Annotated in this window: 19 protein-coding genes; 14 read left to right on the top strand and 5 right to left on the bottom strand. The window is 63.7% G+C overall.

Going from position 1 to position 17,532, the window contains the following annotated elements:
- Window positions 1–7: 7 nt before the first annotated feature.
- From nuoK to ACPTTF_RS12220, 11 genes are all read left to right on the top strand, one after another.
- Window positions 8–313 carry an NADH-quinone oxidoreductase subunit NuoK gene (gene nuoK, locus ACPTTF_RS12270; RefSeq protein WP_006478272.1) on the top strand — a complete coding sequence of 102 codons (306 nt, stop codon included), beginning with the start codon at window positions 8–10 and terminating at the stop codon, window positions 311–313.
- A 17-nt stretch (window positions 314–330) separates the two neighbouring features.
- The gene (nuoL, locus tag ACPTTF_RS12265) at window positions 331–2,385 is read left to right on the top strand and encodes an NADH-quinone oxidoreductase subunit L (protein WP_423371317.1); all 2,055 of its coding nucleotides are present in this window, start codon (window positions 331–333) and stop codon (window positions 2,383–2,385) included.
- A gap of 16 nt (window positions 2,386–2,401) precedes the next feature.
- Window positions 2,402–3,892, top strand: a complete 1,491-nt coding sequence (locus ACPTTF_RS12260) for an NADH-quinone oxidoreductase subunit M (protein WP_166960639.1) — start codon at window positions 2,402–2,404, stop codon at window positions 3,890–3,892.
- A 36-nt stretch (window positions 3,893–3,928) separates the two neighbouring features.
- On the top strand, window positions 3,929–5,383 hold the full coding sequence (gene nuoN / locus ACPTTF_RS12255) for an NADH-quinone oxidoreductase subunit NuoN (RefSeq protein ID WP_423371879.1): 1,455 nt from the start codon (window positions 3,929–3,931) through the stop codon (window positions 5,381–5,383).
- A complete protein-coding gene (locus ACPTTF_RS12250) occupies window positions 5,383–5,679 on the top strand; it encodes a DUF2818 family protein (RefSeq protein WP_423371316.1) in 297 nt (98 codons plus the stop codon). The genes nuoN and ACPTTF_RS12250 overlap by 1 nt, the downstream gene beginning before the upstream one ends.
- 36 nt (window positions 5,680–5,715) lie before the next feature.
- Complete coding sequence (locus ACPTTF_RS12245) at window positions 5,716–6,306, top strand: NUDIX domain-containing protein (protein WP_085042066.1); 591 nt, start codon at window positions 5,716–5,718, stop codon at window positions 6,304–6,306.
- A gap of 136 nt (window positions 6,307–6,442) precedes the next feature.
- Window positions 6,443–6,865 carry a DUF1178 family protein gene (locus ACPTTF_RS12240; protein WP_166960630.1) on the top strand — a complete coding sequence of 141 codons (423 nt, stop codon included), beginning with the start codon at window positions 6,443–6,445 and terminating at the stop codon, window positions 6,863–6,865.
- A gap of 201 nt (window positions 6,866–7,066) precedes the next feature.
- The gene (locus ACPTTF_RS12235; RefSeq protein WP_423371315.1) at window positions 7,067–8,263 is read left to right on the top strand and encodes an acyl-CoA dehydrogenase family protein; all 1,197 of its coding nucleotides are present in this window, start codon (window positions 7,067–7,069) and stop codon (window positions 8,261–8,263) included.
- A 19-nt stretch (window positions 8,264–8,282) separates the two neighbouring features.
- Window positions 8,283–9,416, top strand: coding sequence for an acyl-CoA dehydrogenase family protein (locus ACPTTF_RS12230; protein ID WP_423371314.1), 1,134 nt, complete (start codon window positions 8,283–8,285; stop codon window positions 9,414–9,416).
- Window positions 9,417–9,453: 37 nt separating this feature from the next.
- Window positions 9,454–9,915 (top strand): MaoC/PaaZ C-terminal domain-containing protein, encoded by a 462-nt coding sequence (locus ACPTTF_RS12225; protein WP_166960621.1) that lies wholly within the window; start codon window positions 9,454–9,456, stop codon window positions 9,913–9,915.
- A complete protein-coding gene (locus ACPTTF_RS12220; RefSeq protein ID WP_423371313.1) occupies window positions 9,912–10,388 on the top strand; it encodes a MaoC family dehydratase in 477 nt (158 codons plus the stop codon). Before ACPTTF_RS12225 ends, ACPTTF_RS12220 begins: the two co-directional genes overlap by 4 nt.
- A gap of 47 nt (window positions 10,389–10,435) precedes the next feature.
- Here the strand turns inward: ACPTTF_RS12220 and ACPTTF_RS12215 are convergent, their stop codons facing one another.
- Window positions 10,436–11,128 (bottom strand): glutathione binding-like protein, encoded by a 693-nt coding sequence (locus ACPTTF_RS12215; RefSeq protein WP_166960615.1) that lies wholly within the window; start codon window positions 11,126–11,128, stop codon window positions 10,436–10,438.
- Between the two features lie 204 nt (window positions 11,129–11,332).
- Entirely contained in the window at window positions 11,333–12,124 is a 792-nt protein-coding gene (locus tag ACPTTF_RS12210; RefSeq protein WP_423371312.1) for an oxepin-CoA hydrolase, alternative type, read from the bottom strand.
- 200 nt (window positions 12,125–12,324) lie between these two features.
- Here ACPTTF_RS12210 and ACPTTF_RS12205 point away from each other — a divergent pair, with 200 nt between their 5' ends.
- Window positions 12,325–12,981: a glutathione S-transferase gene (locus tag ACPTTF_RS12205; protein WP_423371311.1), complete on the top strand. Its 657-nt coding sequence runs from the start codon at window positions 12,325–12,327 to the stop codon at window positions 12,979–12,981.
- Between the two features lie 45 nt (window positions 12,982–13,026).
- Here the strand turns inward: ACPTTF_RS12205 and ACPTTF_RS12200 are convergent, their stop codons facing one another.
- Both ACPTTF_RS12200 and ACPTTF_RS12195 read right to left on the bottom strand, forming a co-directional pair.
- Window positions 13,027–14,199: a pyridoxal phosphate-dependent aminotransferase gene (locus ACPTTF_RS12200; RefSeq protein WP_423371310.1), complete on the bottom strand. Its 1,173-nt coding sequence runs from the start codon at window positions 14,197–14,199 to the stop codon at window positions 13,027–13,029.
- Window positions 14,200–14,232: 33 nt separating this feature from the next.
- Window positions 14,233–14,712, bottom strand: a complete 480-nt coding sequence (locus tag ACPTTF_RS12195) for a putative toxin-antitoxin system toxin component, PIN family (RefSeq protein WP_166960603.1) — start codon at window positions 14,710–14,712, stop codon at window positions 14,233–14,235.
- 57 nt (window positions 14,713–14,769) lie between these two features.
- On the opposite strand from ACPTTF_RS12195, the gene yaaA reads away from it, so the two are divergent.
- Together yaaA and ACPTTF_RS12185 are read left to right on the top strand one after the other, a co-directional pair.
- Window positions 14,770–15,552, top strand: coding sequence for a peroxide stress protein YaaA (gene yaaA, locus ACPTTF_RS12190; RefSeq protein ID WP_423371309.1), 783 nt, complete (start codon window positions 14,770–14,772; stop codon window positions 15,550–15,552).
- Window positions 15,553–15,640: 88 nt separating this feature from the next.
- Entirely contained in the window at window positions 15,641–16,795 is a 1,155-nt protein-coding gene (locus ACPTTF_RS12185; protein ID WP_423371308.1) for a M14 family metallopeptidase, read from the top strand.
- 83 nt (window positions 16,796–16,878) lie between these two features.
- Here ACPTTF_RS12185 and ACPTTF_RS12180 read toward each other — a convergent pair whose 3' ends face one another.
- Window positions 16,879–17,532 carry a BspC domain-containing protein gene (locus ACPTTF_RS12180; protein ID WP_423371307.1) on the bottom strand — a complete coding sequence of 218 codons (654 nt, stop codon included), beginning with the start codon at window positions 17,530–17,532 and terminating at the stop codon, window positions 16,879–16,881.

Below are 17,532 nucleotides of genomic sequence, written 5' to 3'. Positions count from 1 at the left end.
GAAAACCATGCTGACTCTTGCTCACTACCTCGTGCTCGGCGCGATCCTCTTTGCGATCGCGATCGTCGGGATCTTCCTGAACCGCCGCAACGTCATCATCATCCTGATGTCGATTGAACTGATGCTGCTGGCGGTGAATACCAACTTCGTCGCGTTCTCGCACTACCTCGGCGATGTGCACGGCCAGATCTTCGTGTTCTTCGTGCTGACGGTCGCCGCAGCGGAAGCCGCGATCGGTCTCGCGATTCTGGTGACCCTGTTCCGTAAGCTCGACACGATCAATGTCGAGGATCTCGATCAGCTCAAAGGTTAATTTCAGGCTACGCTGTTATGTCAACGACACTCAATGAAAACCTGCTGCTGGCGATTCCGCTCGCTCCGCTGGCCGGCTCGCTGATTGCGGGGCTGTTCGGGAACGCAGTCGGGCGCAAGGGCGCACACCGGATCACGATCCTCGGCGTAATGATCGCGTTCCTCCTGTCGGCGAAAGTCTTCTTCGACGTGATGGGCGGCGCGAGCTTCAACGCGACCGTCTATGAATGGATGAACGTCGGCTCGCTGAAGCTCGAAGTCGGCTTCCTCGTCGATTCGCTGACCGCGATGATGATGGTCGTCGTGACCTTCGTCTCGCTGATGGTGCACATCTACACGATCGGCTACATGGCGGAAGAAGACGGCTACCAGCGCTTCTTCTCATACATCTCGCTGTTCACGTTCTCGATGCTGATGCTCGTGATGAGCAACAACTTCCTGCAGCTGTTCTTCGGCTGGGAAGCGGTGGGTCTGGTGTCGTACCTGCTGATCGGCTTCTACTTCACGCGTGAGAGCGCGATCTACGCGAACATGAAGGCGTTCCTCGTGAACCGCGTGGGCGACTTCGGCTTCCTGCTCGGCATCGGCCTGCTGCTCGCATTCGCCGGCTCGATGAACTACGGCGAAGTGTTCGCGAAGCGCGCGGAACTCGCGAGCCTGCACTTCCCGGGCACCGACTGGGGCCTGCTGACCGTGGCCTGTATCTGCCTGTTCATCGGCGCGATGGGTAAGTCGGCACAGTTCCCGCTGCACGTGTGGCTGCCGGACTCGATGGAAGGCCCGACCCCGATCTCGGCGCTGATTCACGCGGCGACGATGGTGACGGCCGGCATCTTCATGGTGTCGCGCATGTCGCCGCTGTTCGAGCTGTCGGACACCGCGCTGTCGTTCGTCACGGTGATCGGCGCGATCACGGCGCTGTTCATGGGCTTCCTCGGCATCATCCAGAACGACATCAAGCGGGTGGTCGCGTATTCGACGCTGTCGCAGCTCGGCTACATGACGGTCGCGCTCGGCGTGTCCGCGTACCCGGTCGCGTTGTTCCACCTGATGACGCACGCGTTCTTCAAGGCGCTGCTGTTCCTCGGCGCCGGCTCGGTCATCATGGGCATGCACCACGACCAGGACATCCGCAACATGGGCGGCCTGCGCAAGTACATGCCGATCACGTGGATCACGTCGCTCGTCGGTTCGCTCGCGCTGATCGGTACGCCGTTCTTCTCGGGCTTCTACTCGAAGGACTCGATCATCGACGCGGTGAAGCTGTCGCACCTGCCGGGTTCGGGCTTCGCCTACTTCGCGGTCGTCGCGAGCGTGTTCGTCACGGCGCTGTACTCGTTCCGCATGTATTTCCTGGTGTTCCACGGCGAAGAGCGCTTCCGCAAGCCGAAGCATCCGGAATCGCCGATGGGCATGGCGGCCGCGCACGGCCACGACGACCACGGTCATGGCCATGGTCATGACGACCACGCGCACGAGCCGCACGAGACCCCGTGGGTCGTGTGGGTGCCGCTCGTCCTGCTGGCGATCCCGTCGGTGATCATCGGTGCGATTGCGGTCGGCCCGATGCTGTTCGGCGACTTCTTCCAGCACGGCGTGGCATTCGACAAGGTGATCTTCATCGGTGAAAACCATCCGGCGCTGGCCGAGATGGCCGAGGAGTTCCACGGCTGGGTGGGCATGGGCCTGCACTCGGTGTCGGGCCTGCCGGTCTGGCTCGCGCTTGCCGGTGTCGTTGTCGCCTGGTTCCTGTACCTGAAGCGTCCGGATCTGCCGGCGTCGATCCGCCGCGCGTTCGGCCCGATCTACACGCTGCTGGACAACAAGTACTACATGGACAAGATCAACGAAGTGGTGTTCGCCCGTGGTTCGGTGGCGATCGGCCGCGGCCTGTGGAAGGAAGGTGACGTCGTCGTGATCGACGGCCTCGTCAACGGCAGCGCCCGGTTCATCGGCTGGTTCGCCGGCGTGATCCGCTTCCTCCAATCCGGTTACATCTATCACTACGCGTTCGCCATGATCATCGGCATGCTGGGGCTCCTGACCCTGTTTGTAACGCTCGGCGGCAAATAAGGCGGGGGACAACTTAATGCACGCTTTTCCGATTCTCAGTACCGCGATCTGGCTGCCGATCGTTTTCGGCCTCCTCGTGCTTGCGGTGGGTAATGACAAAAATCCGGGGACGGCCCGCTGGATCGCGCTGATCGGTTCGCTGCTCGGCCTCGCGGTCACGATCCCGCTGATCACGGGCTTCGATTCGAGCACGGCTGCGCTGCAGTTCGTCGAGAAGTCGACCTGGATCGAACGCTTCGACATCGCGTATCACCTCGGCGTCGACGGTATCTCGATGTGGTTCGTCGTGCTGACCGCGCTGATCACGGTGATCGTCGTGATCGCCGCATGGGAAGTGATCACCGAGAACGTCGCGCAGTACCTCGCGGCCTTCCTGATCCTGTCCGGGATCATGATCGGTGTGTTCTCGTCGGCCGACGGCCTGCTGTTCTACGTGTTCTTCGAAGCGACCCTGATCCCGATGTACATCATCATCGGCGTGTGGGGCGGCCCGAACCGCGTGTATGCGGCATTCAAGTTCTTCCTGTACACGCTCGCCGGTTCGCTGCTGATGCTGGTCGCGCTGATCTACCTGTACACGGAAACGCATTCGTTCGACCTCGCGACGTGGCAGAACGCCAAGATCGCGATGACGCCACAGATCCTGCTGTTCATCGCGTTCTTCCTCGCGTTCGCGGTGAAGGTGCCGATGTGGCCGGTACACACGTGGCTGCCGGACGCGCACGTGGAAGCGCCGACGGGCGGCTCGGTCGTGCTGGCTGCGATCATGCTGAAGCTCGGCGCCTACGGTTTCCTGCGCTTCTCGCTGCCGATCACGCCTGACGCGAGCCACTTCCTGGCACCGGTCGTGATCACGCTGTCGCTGATCGCGGTGATCTACATCGGCCTCGTCGCGATGGTGCAGGCCGACATGAAGAAGCTGGTCGCGTATTCGTCGATCGCGCACATGGGCTTCGTCACGCTCGGCTTCTTCATCTTCAACCAGCTCGGCGTCGAAGGCGCGATCATCCAGATGATCTCGCACGGCTTCGTGTCGGGCGCGATGTTCCTCTGCATCGGCGTGCTGTACGACCGCGTGCACTCGCGCCAGATCGCCGATTACGGTGGCGTCGTCAACGTGATGCCGAAGTTCGCGGCCTTCGCGATGCTGTTCTCGATGGCCAACTGCGGCCTGCCGGGTACGTCGGGTTTCGTCGGCGAGTTCATGGTGATTCTCGCGGCCGTCCAGTACAACTTCTGGATCGCATTCGGTGCGGCGTTCACGCTGATCCTCGGCGCGGCTTACACGCTGTGGATGTACAAGCGCGTGTACTTCGGTGCGGTCGCGAACGATCACGTTGCCAAGCTGAAGGACATCGGCCGTCGCGAATTCCTGATGCTGGGTGTGCTCGCCGCGTTCACGCTGCTGATGGGCCTGTATCCGAAGCCTTTCACCGACGTGATGCACGTTTCCGTGGAAAACCTCCTCTCCCATGTCGCGCAGTCCAAACTGCCGCTGGCGCAGTAATCGCGAGCGGAGGAACTCAAGATCATGAACGCTCCTATGAATGTCCTGTTGCCTGACGCGCTGGTGATGGCTGCCATCGTCGTCGCATGGCTGAACGACACCTTTACCGGTGCTTCCGGCCGCCGCCTGACCTATCTGATCGCGGTTGTTTCGTCGGTCGTAGCCGGCGTGTGGTTCGCGGTGCAGGCACTCGACCCGCAGCAGTACTACTTCTTCTCGAAGATGGTCGTCGTCGACTCGTTCGCGAGCACGATGAAGGCTGTCGTGTCGTTCGGTTTCGCGGTCTCGCTCGTCTATTCGCGCAAGTACCTCGAAGATCGCGACATGTTCCGCGGTGACGTGTTCCTGCTCGGCATGTTCTCGCTGCTCGGTCAGCTGGTCATGGTGTCGGGCAACAACTTCCTGACGCTGTACCTCGGTCTCGAACTGATGTCGTTGTCGTTGTACGCCGTCATCGCGCTGCGCCGCGATGCCGCGCAGTCGAGCGAAGCCGCGATGAAGTACTACGTGCTGGGCGCGCTCGCGTCGGGCTTCGTGCTGTACGGCATCTCGATGCTCTACGGCGCGACCGGCTCGCTCGAGCTGGGCGAGGTGTACAAGGCGGTTAGCGGCAACACTGACGCAGCCGTGCTGATGTTCGGCGTGGTCTTCATCGTCGCCGGTATCGCGTTCAAGCTCGGCGCCGTGCCGTTCCACATGTGGGTGCCGGACGTCTACCAGGGCGCACCGACCGCGATGACGCTGTTCGTCGGCGGCGGCCCGAAGGTTGCCGCGTTCGCGTGGGGCCTGCGCTTCCTGGTGATGGGCCTGCTGCCGCTCGCACAGAACTGGCAGACCGCGCTCGTGATCCTCGCCGCGCTGTCGCTGATCGTCGGCAACATCACCGGTATCGTCCAGCGCAACATCAAGCGGATGCTCGCGTACTCGGCGATCTCGAACATGGGCTTCGTGCTGCTCGGCCTGCTCGCGGGCATCGTGAAGGGCGACGCGACGGCACCGGCGAATGCCTACAGCTCGGCGATGTTCTACGCGATCGTCTACCTGATCACGACGCTCGGCTCGTTCGGCGTGGTGATGCTGCTCGCACGCCGCGATTTCGAAGCCGATACGATCGACGACTTCAAGGGCCTCAACAAGCGCAGCCCGGTGTTCGCGTTCGTGATGATGGTCATGATGTTCTCGCTGGCCGGCATCCCGCCGACCGTCGGCTTCTACGCGAAGCTCGCCGTGCTCGAGGCGACCGTCAACGCGGGCCTCACGTGGCTCGCCGTGCTGGCCGTGATCACGTCGCTGTTCGGCGCGTTCTACTACCTGCGCATCGTGAAGCTGATGTACTTCGATGCACCGCAGGATACGACGCCGATCTCGGGCGATTTCTGCAAGCGCACGATCCTCGTGCTGAACGGCCTCGCGGTCGTCGTGCTCGGCCTGATCCCGAGCCCGCTGCTGACGGCTTGCCTGCAGGCAATTCGTCACACGCTGCCGCTGTAATGTCGGCAGCCGGCTGGTTTATCGTGCTGTTGGCGCTCGTCTGCGCCAACCTGCCGTTCCTGAACCAACGCCTCTTCGCCGTCGTGCCGTTCGGCGCGGCGAAGAAGAGCGGGTGGGTGCGGATCGGCGAGCTGATCGTGCTGTACTTCATCGTCGGCGCGCTCGGCTTCTGGCTCGAGTCGCGCGCCGGCAACCGCTTCGAACAGGGCTGGCAGTTCTACGCGATCACGTTCAGTCTCTTCATCGTGTTCGCGTTCCCCGGCTTCACGTTCCAGTATCTCGTCAAACGACGCTGACGGCTCCGGCCGTCGCGCTCAATTTTGGAGCCGCCGATGGCCGAACTACCCAATCACGACGCCGCACTGACCGAAACCTGCCTCGAGAGCGAGGCGATTTTCGAAGGCGCGTTCCTCAAGCTCAAGCGCGACACCGTCCGCCTGCCGGATGGCAAGAAAGCCACGCGCGAATACGTCCAGCACCCGGGCGCGGTGATGGTGATCCCGCTGTTCGACGACGGTCGCGTGCTGATGGAAAGCCAGTTTCGCTACCCGATCGGCAAGGTGATGGCCGAGTTCCCGGCCGGCAAGCTCGACCCGAACGAAGGCGCGCTCGCCTGCGCGGTGCGCGAACTGCGCGAGGAAACGGGTTACACGGCACGCGAGTACGTGTTCCTGGCCCGGATTCACCCGATCATTTCCTATTCGACCGAATTCATCGACCTGTACCTCGCGCGTGGGTTGACGGCCGGCGAGCGCAAGCTCGATGAAGGCGAATTTCTCGAGACCTTCACCGCGACGCAGGCCGATCTGCAGGAATGGGTGCGCACGGGCCAGATTTCCGACGTGAAGACGATCATCGGCACGATGTGGCTCGATAAGGTGCTGTCCGGCACGTGGCCGCTCGGGCCGGTCCTGACGCCCTGAGTGCGGCGTCAGCGGCGGGTGGGGCGACGCGTTACAATCCGGTGACGCGACGCCTCCTCGTCGCGCGATCGGTATTTAGCACGATCGTTCACAAAACCGTTTTTTGCGCTACACTCGCCACACGCCCTGATTCAGCATGAAGGTCCTCGATTTACAGTGCCCGCACGGTCATCGGTTCGAAGGCTGGTTCGCTTCCGCCGATGAATTCGAAGCGCAGTTGTCCCGCAAGCTGGTCGAATGTCCGGTGTGCGGAACGACCGAGGTCAACCGTCTGCCGTCGGCGCCGCGCCTGAATCTGTCGGGTGCGACGCAGGCACAGCCGGCCGATCCGCGCGCAATGCAGGCGCAGGTGATGCGTGCGCTGCGCGAGGTGCTGGAGAAAACCGAGAATGTGGGCGAGCGCTTCGCCGAGGAAGCGCGGCGCATCCATTACAACGAGGCGCCGGCACGCAGCATTCGTGGCGTCACGACGCCCGAAGATGCGCAATCCCTGGCCGAAGAAGGCATCGAAGTGATGCCGCTGCCGATTCCTGCCGCGCTGAAAGAACCGCTGCAATAAGGTGTGCAGTGAGTCCTTGCCGGGCCGGACGGCTGCGGCAAGCCTTGCATGGGACCAGAGTCAGTGCTGACGCACCAACTCTGGTCGACCGCGAAGCATGGGACCAGAGTAAGCGCTAAAGCGCCAACTCTGGTCGACCGCGAAGCATGGGACCAGAGTAAGCGCTAAAGCGCCAACTCTGGTCGACAGGAGACACTGCGCATGGATCTGGATTATTCCCCCGCCGACGACGCGTTCCGCGTCGACGTCCGCGCCTGGCTCGAGGCCAACCTGCCTCACGCACTGCGCGCCAAAGTACTCGATCACAAACGACTCGACCGCGAGGATTTCGCGAGCTGGCACCGGCTACTCGGCCAGCGCGGCTGGTCCGCGCCCGCCTGGCCCGTCGAATACGGCGGCCCTGGCTGGAACGCGACGCAACGGCACATCTGGGATGAGGAGTGTGCGCGGATCGGTGCGCCGACCGTGCTGCCATTCGGCGTATCGATGGTCGCGCCGGTGTTGATGAAATACGGCAGCGAAGCGCAGAAACGGCATTACCTGCCGCGCATTCTCGACGGCTCGGACTGGTGGTGCCAGGGCTACTCGGAGCCGGGTTCGGGATCCGACCTCGCATCGTTGCGCACGCGCGCCGAGCGCCACGGCGATCACTACGTCGTCAATGGCCAGAAGACCTGGACGACGCTCGGCCAGTACGCCGACATGATGTTCTGCCTCGTGCGCACCGATCCGGCCGCGAAGAAACAGGAGGGCATCTCGTTCCTGTTGATCGACATGAAGACGCCCGGCATCACGGTGCGCCCGATCGTCATGCTCGACGAGGACCACGAGGTCAACGAGGTGTTCTTCGAGGACGTGAAGGTGCCGGTCGAGAATCTCGTCGGTGACGAGAATCGCGGCTGGACCTACGCGAAATACCTGCTTGGCCATGAGCGCACCGGCATCGCGCGCGTTGGCGCGTCGAAGCGCGAGCTCGCGTTCCTGAAGCGCGTGGCGTCGAACCAGCGCAAGAACGGCAAGCCGTTGCTCGCCGATCCCGTGTTCGCCGCAAAGGTCGCGGCGCTCGAGGTCGAGCTGATGGCGCTCGAAGTGACGGTGCTGCGCGTCGTCAGCCGCGAGACGAGCGGGAAGGGGCCGGGCCCCGAGGCGTCCATGCTGAAGATCAAGGGTACGGAAGTGCAGCAGGCGCTCACCGAGCTGATGGTCGACGCGATCGGCCCGCTCGCCGCACCGTTCGACATTCCGTTCCTCGAAGGCCAGCGCGAGCACAGCATCGCGGGCGACGACGATGCGGCGCCGCTGGCCGCGTACTACTTCAACTACCGGAAGACGTCGATCTACGGTGGTTCGAACGAGATCCAGAAGAACATCATCGCGCAGATGATTCTGGGGCTGTGATCAGGGAACGGAGACAACCATGGATTTCAGCTTTACTGATGAGCAGCAGCAGTTCGCCGACGCGTTGCGCCGTTATCTCGGCGAGCAATACGGCTTCGAAGCGCGTCAGGCAATCGTGCGCAGCGACGCGGGCGTGTCGGACAAGCAATGGAGCGCGTTCGCCGAACTGGGGTTGACCGCGCTGCCCGTGCCGGACGCACAGGGCGGCTTCGGCGGCGGCCCGGTCGACATGCTGGTCGTGATGCAGGAGCTCGGCCGTGCGCTCGTGATCGAGCCGTACTGGGCAACGGCGGTGGGCGTCGAGGCGCTGCGCATCGCGGGCTCCGGCGCCGGTGACGATGCCGCGCTGCTGGAGGCGGTCGCACAGGGGCAGAAACGTGTGGCGGTCGCGTTCCACGAGCCGCATGCGCGCTACGACCTGTTCGAACTCGACACGCATGCGCGCGAGCAGAGCGGCGCGTACCGGCTGACCGGCACGAAGTCGGTTGTTCAGCACGGCGCACAGGCGCATGCCTGGATCGTGCCTGCGCGCGTCGACAGCGGTGGCATCGGCCTCTTCGTCGTCGAACGGGATGCAGCGAATGTGAAGGTGGTCGACTACCGGACGATCGACGGCCAGCGTGCCGCGACGCTCGGCTTCAATGAAACGCCGGCACGACTGCTGACGGGCGGTGCACTTGACGCCGCGGCCCTCGAGCAAGTTGCGGATTACGCGACGTTCCTGTTATGTGCGGAAGCGGTCGGCACGCTCGACGAACTGAACCGCGCCACGGTCGAATACACGAAGACGCGCGAACAGTTCGGCGTGCCGATCGCGCGTTTCCAGGCGCTGCAGCACCGGATGGTTGACATGCTGATCCATGCCGAACAGGCACGTTCGCTGACCTACCTGGCTGCCGTACGTTACGCGAGCGGCGATGCCGATGCGCGGCGCAAGGCCGTGTCGGCCGCGAAAGCGCGTGTCGGCGCCGCCGCGCGCTTCGTCGGCCAGCAGGCCGTTCAACTGCATGGCGGCATGGGCGTGACCAACGAGGTCGCCGCTGCGCACCTGTTCAAGCGGCTGTCGATCATCGAGACGACGCTCGGCGACACCGATCATCATCTTGCGCGCATCGCGGCGCTGCCCGATTTCGCGCAGGCCGACGCGGCATGACGGCGACGCGCGAGCGCGCCAGACAAGGAGACACCTAGTGGGCATCAGTTACGAAGACCTGGTGGTCGGCAGCACCACCGAAGTGGGCCGTTACACGTTCGAACCCGACGACATCAAGGCGTTCGCACAACGCTACGACCCGCAGCCGTTCCATCTCGACGAAGAGGCCGGAAAGGCATCGCATTTCGGCGGGCTCGTCGCGAGCGGCTGGCACACGTGTTCGGTGTTCATGAGCCTGCTCATCAAGAAGCTCGGCCAGGATTCGACCAGCATGGGCTCGCCGGGCATCGACTCGATCCGCTGGCTCAAGCCGGTGAGGGCAGGCGACACGATCACGATGTACCAGAAGGTCCACGACAAGCGCGTGTCGGAGAGCAAGCCCGATCGCGGCATCGTATCGACGGAGTGGGTCGGCGTGAACGTCGCCGGCGAGACGGTGATCACCGTGCATACCAAGGTGATCTTCGGGCTGCGTCATCCGGGAGGCACGCACGCATGACCGACGTGACCTTGCCGCTGATCGCATCGGCACAAGCGTTGCAGGCGCGTGTCGGCACCGAGCCGCTTGCGAGCGGCTGGATCGCGATCGACCAGCATCGCGTCGACGGTTTTGCCGACGCGACCGGTGATCATCAATGGATTCACGTCGATCCCGAGCGGGCGCGCCGCGAGTCGCCGTTCGGCGGGCCGATCGCACACGGGTTCCTGACGCTGTCGTTGATTCCTGCGTTGATGACCGACGCGATGCGTTTCGAGCAGAAGATGGGCGTGAACTACGGACTGAACCGTGTGCGATTCCTGAAGCCGGTGCCGGTCGGCGCGCGTGTGCGTGCGCTGTTTGCGGTAAAGGAAACCGCCGAGGCCGCGCGGGACGGTGTGCAGGTGACGTGGTCGGTGACGATGCAGGTCGAGCGTCCCGATGCGCCGCTGCCGGTTTGCGCGGCGGAATTCATCACGCTGCATTACTTCTGAAGCGGGGAGCGGCATGCATGGATGCCGCTCCGTCCATCACTTGCTCGTCAGTGCTTCGCGTATTGCGTCGCGCCGAACAGCACCTCGCGTGCCTTGTCGTCCTGCAGCGCCTTGCGCATCGACGCGAGCACTTCGACTCCGCGCTGCACGGCCGGTCGTGCAGCGATCGTCTCGTACCAGCGCTTCACGTTCGGCAATTCATCGAGCACGATGCCCTGGTTCTGCCATGAGCGCGTCCACGGGAACGTCGCAATGTCCGCGATCGTGTACGCGTCGCCCGCGAGATATTCGGATTCGCCGAGACGCTTGTCCATCACGTTGTAAAGGCGCTTCGCCTCGTTCGTGTAGCGGTTGACCGCATACTCGATCTTCTCCGGCGCATACAGGCGGAAGTGGTGTGCCTGCCCGAGCATCGGGCCGACACCGCCCATCTGGAACATCAGCCATTCGAGCGTCGCATAGCGTGCGGCCGGATCGGTCGGCAGGAACTTGCCGGTCTTCTCCGCGAGGTAGATCAGGATCGCGCCCGATTCGAACAGCGAGATCGGCTTGCCGCCGGGGCCTTCCGGATCGACGATCGCGGGGATCTTGTTGTTCGGGCTGATCTTCAGGAATTCCGGCTTGAACTGGTCGCCTGCGCCGATATCGACCGGATGGGCACGATAGGCGAGGCCCGTTTCCTCGAGCATGATGTGCACCTTGTGGCCGTTCGGGGTCGCCCAGCTATAGACGTCGATCATCGTGAACTCCTTTGTTGCATGCGCGAAAACGGCGCCGGCAGCGCCGCGACAGGCGGTCATTAGAGCATGGATCGATACGGGCTGCTGGCGACGGAAATGTGCACGCCGATGCGTGTGCGCAGGCGTGCAAGGGATCGCCGATGAGGTCGCACGCAGCGCTTCCGGGCAGACGCGTTCAGGCAGTTCGAAAGCCGGTGCGGCGGATCAGCGCTTGTAGCGGGGTTGGCGTTTCTCGAGAAATGCGGTGATGCCTTCGAGCCCGTCGGCATGATGCAGCGACGCGACGAAATGATCGCGTTCGGTGCCGAGATGCGTGTCGAGCGGTTGCATCGTTGCGTCGTCGAGCAGCGACTTGATGCGCGTGAGCGCGTTCGGCGAGATGCCGGCGAGCGCATCGGCCCATGCCAGCGCGTCGGTCAGCGCCGCGCCCGGCACGGCGAGCCGGTTGACGACACCGAGCGTGTGCAGACGTTCGGCTGCGACGGGTTTGCCTTCGAACAGGATCTCGGCCGCGATCGCGCGCGGCAATGCGCGGGCGATGAACCACGAACCGCCCCCGTCAGGAGTCAGGCCGACACGCGCGTACGACATCACGAACTTCGCATCGTGCGCGGCGACGATCAGGTCGCACGCGAGCGCGAGCGAGAAGCCCGCACCGGCCGCGGCGCCTTCGACCGCCGCGATCACCGGCTTCGTCGAAGTGTGGATCGCCGTGACCCACGCGGCGAGCTGGTCGATGCTGTCGGCCTGATAGGACGGATCCTTCGAGCGATTGTCGAGCAGCCGGTTCAGGTTGCCGCCCGCGCAGAAGAAGCGATCGGCGCCGGTGAGCACGACGGCGCGAATCCCGGGATCGCGTTCGGCGGTGGCGAGTGCCTCGATGCCGGCCGCGTACATGTCGGGATGCAGCGCATTGCGTGCGCCGGGATTGGATAGCGTGAGGACGAGCGTCGAATCGCTCTCGGGCGGACGCGAGGCCAGCAGTTCAGCACTCATGCGAGCGTGTCTCCATCGGATGGCGGGGCTGCGGCGCCGCGCGCGTAGCACGCTGATGGGGCCGATGCCGTAGCGGATGTAATGTTGTCGTGACGAACGCAATACTTGCTTTAGACTAGCACGAACGTGCTTTTCAGCGCGACGAATCCCGAAGCGGCCGGCACCGTTGCGGCCGCGTTCCAGCAACGAAGGAGACTCCGATGCTACAGCTGTGCGGTATTCCGTTGTCCAACTATTACAACAAGGTGAAGTTCGTCCTGCTCGAGCACGACATTCCGTTCGAGGAGTCGGTGTGCGGATTGCCGATCAGCGATCCGGCCCAGCTCGCCGATTCGCCGCTCGGCAAGATTCCGTTCCTGAAGACCGAAGAAGGCGCATTGTTCGAGTCGCAGGTGATCATCGAATACCTGGCGGCGCGCTATCCCGAGAAAGGCATTTTCCCGGCGAACCCGTTTGCGGCCGCGAAAGTGCGCGAACTGGTCGAGACGCTCGAGCTGTATCTCGAATGGGTGGCGCGCGAGGTCTATACGGAAGCGTTTTTCGGCGGCAAGGTCAGCGACGGAATGAAGGCGCACGTCGAGAAGCGCCTGCCGCGCGCGATCGATGCGTTCAAGCAGTTGACGCAGTTTTCGCCGTATGTGCTCGGCGAGTCGTTCGGCCTCGCCGACATCGCCGCATGGGTCCATCTGCCGGTCATCGGGATGGCGACGAAGGCCATATTCGGACGCGATTTCCTGCTCGACGCCGGCATCGACTGGAAGGCGCACGCGAAGACGGTCGGCGAGCGTCCGGCCGCGCAGCGCGTGGCAACCGAGCGCAAGGCGTATATCGAAGCGACGAGCGTCGTTCGTTCGTAAGCGCGGTTCCTGCAGGGCGGCGTATGGCCGCCCCCCGTACGGGACTTACAGGCGGGCGAGCCGTTCGAGCGCGGCCGCGAGCGTGCTTTCCTGCTTGGCGAAGCAGAATCGGACGACGCCCGATTCGTGCGGCTCGTGATAGAACGCCGACACCGGAATGGCGGCCACGCCGATCTCCGACGTGAGCCACTTCGAGAATTCCGCTTCAGGCAGGTCGCTGATCGCCGAATAATCGACGCACTGGAAGTAGGTGCCCGTGCAGGGCAGCAGCTTGAAGCGTGTGTGCTCGAGGCCGGCCCGGAAGAAGTCGCGCTTCTTCTGGTAGAAGTCGGCAAGCGTCAGGTACGGCGCCGGGTCGCGCAGGTAGTCGGCGAGCCCGATCTGCATCGGCGTGTTCACCGTGAACACGTTGAACTGGTGGACCTTGCGGAATTCCGCGGTCAGCGCGGCAGGTGCCGCGACATAGCCGATCTTCCAGCCCGTCACGTGATAGGTCTTGCCGAAGCTCGACACGATGAAGCTGCGCGCGGCGAGTTCCGGATAGCGCGCGACGCTCTCGTGGCGCGCACCGTCATAGACCATGTGCTCGTAGACCTCGTCGGACAGGATCAGCACGTTGGTGCCACGCACGATTTCTTCGAGCTTGCGCATGTCCGCCTCGCGCCACACCGTACCCGTCGGGTTATGCGGCGTGTTGATCAGGATCATGCGCGTTTTCGGCGTGATTGCGGCCGCAAGACGGTCGAACGGAATCGCGTAGTCGGGCGCTTCCAGCGTGACGAACACGGGCTTGCCGCCCGCGAGTTCGATCGACGGCAGGTAGCTGTCGTAGGTCGGTTCGACGACGATCACTTCATCACCCGGATGCACCGTGCACAGGATCGCCGTCAGCAGCGCCTGCGTCGCGCCGGCCGTCACGGTAATTTCGGTCGCCGGATCGTAACGCCGGCCGTAGACCTGCGCGATCTTGTCTGCGATTGCATCGCGCAGCGGCGCGACACCGGCCATCGGCGGATACTGGTTGTGCCCGTTGCGCATCGCGGTGGCAACCGCATCGACGATGCGCGGATCGCAGTCGAAATCCGGAAAGCCCTGGCCGAGGTTCACGGCGCCTTTTTCTGCGGCAAGCGCGCTCATGACCGTGAAGATCGTCGTGCCGACGTTCGGCAGGCGCGAAGGGAAAACGGGAGTCGTGGGCATGTCTGAAGGAGCGTTCATCGATACGGTCGAAATCGGGTGGTGTTGCGTGCGTCAAGCCGGCGTGGCGTCGAGCGCGCAGGCTTCGGCAAAGGGGGCAGGTTGTGCGATCCGGAAGCCGAAGTCGCGTGCGGTGCGCTTCGCGAGCTTCAGCAGCGCACGGTCTTTCGACACGAGCCACTCGGCCTGGGCGGCGCGGGCGAGTTCAAGAAACTTCTGGTCGTCGCGGTCCTTGCACTTCGGCAGCGGCGGCGCGTCGGCGTCGACGGCCGGCGGCTCGACGAGGCTCGCCAGGCGGGCGACGGTCGCGAGCGCAGCCGCCTTGTCGACAGCGCGCGCCTGGAACTGCGGATAATCGAGCACATACTCGAGTTCGGTCAGGCAGCGGCCGTCGATCACGGCGGCAAGCGTGCCGCGTTCGAGCGCGGCCCGGATCGGGCGCGTAGCAGGGTCGTCGAATACGAGGATGTCGATCCAGACGTTCGAGTCGAGCACGACGCGATGTGCGGCATGCGGGGCGAGAGAGCGGGTCATTCGTTACAATCGGTGGTTTTCGTCTGACCGCAAGGCACGGCGTGCCAGCGAGCCTCTATGATAATCGTTCTCTCTCCAGCCAAATCCCTCGACTACGATACGCCCGCGCACGTCCAGTCTTACACGAAGCCTGCATTCGTCGACGACGCGTCCGAACTGATCGACGGCCTGCGCAAACTGTCGCCGCAGGACATCGCGACGCTGATGGATATCTCCGATCCGCTGGCGCGCCTGAATTTCCAGCGCTACGCGGACTGGTCGCCGACCTTTACGCCGGCCAACGCGAAGCAGGCCGTGCTCGCGTTCAACGGCGACGTATATGAAGGATTCGACGCCAAATCGCTGTCGTCCGCCGATCTCGACTACGCGCAGCAGCACGTGCGCGTGCTGTCGGGGCTGTACGGGCTGTTGCGTCCGCTCGATCTGCTGCAGCCGTACCGTCTCGAGATGGGGACCCGCTTCGCGAACGCGCGCGGCAAGGATCTGTACGCGTTCTGGGGCGATCGCATCACGCGCGCGCTGAACGAACAGCTCGAAACCCGCAGCGGCTCGGCGCGCGTGCTGGTCAACTGCGCGTCGACCGAATACTTCAAGTCGGTCAAGCCGAAACTGCTGGCCGCGCCCGTCATCACGCCGGTGTTCGAGGACTGGAAGGGCGGCCGCTACAAGATCATCAGCTTCCACGCGAAGCGTGCGCGCGGCCTGATGGCGCGTTTTATCGTCGAGAACCGTATTACCGACCCGAAGGCGCTGAAGGATTTCGCGACGGAAGGCTATGCGTTCGATGCGGCTGCGTCGAACGATTCGACTTACGTATATCGCCGGCGAGTCGGCGAGTGACCCAGCCGGCCGTTCACGAGACGGCTGGCGCATGCATGAGGCCGGGCAAGCGCTACACCGCCTGTTCCGGTCGACCAAGGAGAGACAGATGGCCGTTTCGATCACCAGCAATTTCGACGCAGGCGCAATCGACGTCGTGTCGTGCGACAGTCCCGATGCGATTCGGCTGCGCGTGCGCGGCGACAACCGCTCGGAATTCGCGCAATGGTTCTACTACCGCTTGACGGGCGCGCGCGGCGAGCGCTGCGTGATGACGTTCGAGAATGCCGCCGAATGCGCGTATCCGTCGGGCTGGCGCAATTACAGCGCGGTGGCGAGCTATGACCGGGTCGACTGGTTCCGCGTGCCGACGACGTTCGACGGCAAGACGATGACCATCGACCATACGCCGGAATTCGACAGCATCTACTACGCGTATTTCGAACCGTACTCGGAAGAGCGTCACGCGGCATTTCTCGGCGCGGTCCAGCAGTTGCCGCAGGCGAGCGTTGTCGAACTCGGTCGCACGGTCGAAGGTCGTCCGATGTCGCTGCTGACGCTCGGTACGCCGGAAGTCGACGGCGCGCCGAAGAAGAAGGTGTGGATCATCGCGCGCCAGCATCCCGGCGAGTCGATGGCCGAATGGTTCGTCGAAGGCCTCGTCAAGCGGCTGGCCGGATGGGGTGACTGGGCCGGTGATCCGGTCGCGCGCAAGCTCTACGATCGCGTGACGTTCCACATCGTCCCGAACATGAACCCGGACGGCAGCGTGCATGGCAACCTGCGCACCAATGCGGCGGGCGCGAACCTGAACCGCGAGTGGATGGCACCCGATGCCGAGCGCAGCCCCGAGGTGCTGGCCGTGCGCGATGCGATCCATGCGATCGGCTGCGACATGTTCTTCGACATTCACGGGGACGAGGATCTGCCGTACGTGTTCGTTGCCGGGTCGGAGATGCTGCCGAGCTTTACCGAGCAGCAAGGCAAGGAGCAGACCGCATTCATCGAGGCCTTCAAGGTTGCGAGCCCCGACTTCCAGACCGAGCACGGCTATGCGGCGAGCAAATACAAGGAGGACGCGCTCAAGCTCGCATCGAAGTACATCGGCCACCAGTTCGGCTGCCTGTCGCTGACGCTCGAGATGCCGTTCAAGGACAACGCGAACCTGCCCGACGAACGAGTCGGCTGGAACGGTGAGAGAAGCGCGGCGCTTGGCGCGGCGATGCTGGCGGCGATCCTGGTGCACGTCGACACGTTCGCGTAAGCGTAGCGTCGCCGTATGAAAAAAAGCCGGGGCATCTCAGGATGCCCCGGCTTTTTTGCTTCTGTCGAAGTCGCTTCGTCGTATCAGGACTTCTTCGCAGTCTTCTTCACGACCTTCTTCTGGCCGCTCGACTTTTTCGTTGCGACGGCTTTCTTGCCGCCGGTGCGGCCCGATGCCTTTGCCTTGACCTTGCCTCGGTGCGACTTGCCCTTGAATTTCTTCGTCGAGGACGTGGAGCGCTCGACGCGCGGCTTCAGCGGCGGAACCGGGTCGTTCCAGCTGAACGCGAGCATTTGCTGACCGACATAGCCGCATCGGAATTTCAGCGGCGTCGGGTCGCTGCCGTCGCTGTGGATGCCGAGTCCGTCGACAGTGACGATGTTGTCGACCTTCACGCGCTGCTTGCCCTGGTCGAACGAGTCGTTCCATGGCGTGATTGTCGCGTTGCCGCTGTCGAATGCGTTCGGCGCGAAGTCGACGCGGTCGAATGCCGACGACGTGCTGGCGATGAAGCTGCCGTGCGCCGCACAATCGGCGGCGAGCGGATCGGCGTGCATTTCGTTGACGAATTTGTTGATCAGTTCGGAGCGCTGGTCGAGCAGATCGGCGAATGCCGGTGTCGGAAGCGCAAGCGACAGGCCCGCAATACAGGCTGCCAGCTTGCCGAGCGCCCGGAAAATCCGGAGCGACGCAGGAGAGCTGTCCATCTGGTTATTGGTGAGGAGCGAATGAGACAT

Source organism: Burkholderia crassaminum (assembly GCF_964265005.1).
Taxonomy (GTDB): Bacteria; Pseudomonadota; Gammaproteobacteria; order Burkholderiales; family Burkholderiaceae; genus Burkholderia.
The sequence above is the reverse complement of the archived record's forward strand: the minus strand, read 5'-3'. Positions and strand labels throughout refer to the sequence as shown.

What these genes read in the sequence shown, in the direction of transcription:
- nuoK (WP_006478272.1), top strand. Translation starts at nt 8, where the DNA reads ATGCTGACTCTTGCTCACTACCTCGTGCTCGGCGCGATCCTCTTTGCG.
- nuoL (WP_423371317.1), top strand. Translation starts at nt 331, where the DNA reads ATGTCAACGACACTCAATGAAAACCTGCTGCTGGCGATTCCGCTCGCT.
- ACPTTF_RS12260 (WP_166960639.1), top strand. Translation starts at nt 2,402, where the DNA reads ATGCACGCTTTTCCGATTCTCAGTACCGCGATCTGGCTGCCGATCGTT.
- nuoN (WP_423371879.1), top strand. Translation starts at nt 3,929, where the DNA reads ATGAATGTCCTGTTGCCTGACGCGCTGGTGATGGCTGCCATCGTCGTC.
- ACPTTF_RS12250 (WP_423371316.1), top strand. Translation starts at nt 5,383, where the DNA reads ATGTCGGCAGCCGGCTGGTTTATCGTGCTGTTGGCGCTCGTCTGCGCC.
- ACPTTF_RS12245 (WP_085042066.1), top strand. Translation starts at nt 5,716, where the DNA reads ATGGCCGAACTACCCAATCACGACGCCGCACTGACCGAAACCTGCCTC.
- ACPTTF_RS12240 (WP_166960630.1), top strand. Translation starts at nt 6,443, where the DNA reads ATGAAGGTCCTCGATTTACAGTGCCCGCACGGTCATCGGTTCGAAGGC.
- ACPTTF_RS12235 (WP_423371315.1), top strand. Translation starts at nt 7,067, where the DNA reads ATGGATCTGGATTATTCCCCCGCCGACGACGCGTTCCGCGTCGACGTC.
- ACPTTF_RS12230 (WP_423371314.1), top strand. Translation starts at nt 8,283, where the DNA reads ATGGATTTCAGCTTTACTGATGAGCAGCAGCAGTTCGCCGACGCGTTG.
- ACPTTF_RS12220 (WP_423371313.1), top strand. Translation starts at nt 9,912, where the DNA reads ATGACCGACGTGACCTTGCCGCTGATCGCATCGGCACAAGCGTTGCAG.
- ACPTTF_RS12215 (WP_166960615.1), bottom strand. Translation starts at nt 11,128, where the DNA reads ATGATCGACGTCTATAGCTGGGCGACCCCGAACGGCCACAAGGTGCAC.
- ACPTTF_RS12210 (WP_423371312.1), bottom strand. Translation starts at nt 12,124, where the DNA reads ATGAGTGCTGAACTGCTGGCCTCGCGTCCGCCCGAGAGCGATTCGACG.
- ACPTTF_RS12205 (WP_423371311.1), top strand. Translation starts at nt 12,325, where the DNA reads ATGCTACAGCTGTGCGGTATTCCGTTGTCCAACTATTACAACAAGGTG.
- ACPTTF_RS12200 (WP_423371310.1), bottom strand. Translation starts at nt 14,199, where the DNA reads ATGAACGCTCCTTCAGACATGCCCACGACTCCCGTTTTCCCTTCGCGC.
- ACPTTF_RS12195 (WP_166960603.1), bottom strand. Translation starts at nt 14,712, where the DNA reads ATGACCCGCTCTCTCGCCCCGCATGCCGCACATCGCGTCGTGCTCGAC.
- yaaA (WP_423371309.1), top strand. Translation starts at nt 14,770, where the DNA reads ATGATAATCGTTCTCTCTCCAGCCAAATCCCTCGACTACGATACGCCC.
- ACPTTF_RS12185 (WP_423371308.1), top strand. Translation starts at nt 15,641, where the DNA reads ATGGCCGTTTCGATCACCAGCAATTTCGACGCAGGCGCAATCGACGTC.
- ACPTTF_RS12180 (WP_423371307.1), bottom strand. Translation starts at nt 17,532, where the DNA reads ATGTCTCATTCGCTCCTCACCAATAACCAGATGGACAGCTCTCCTGCG.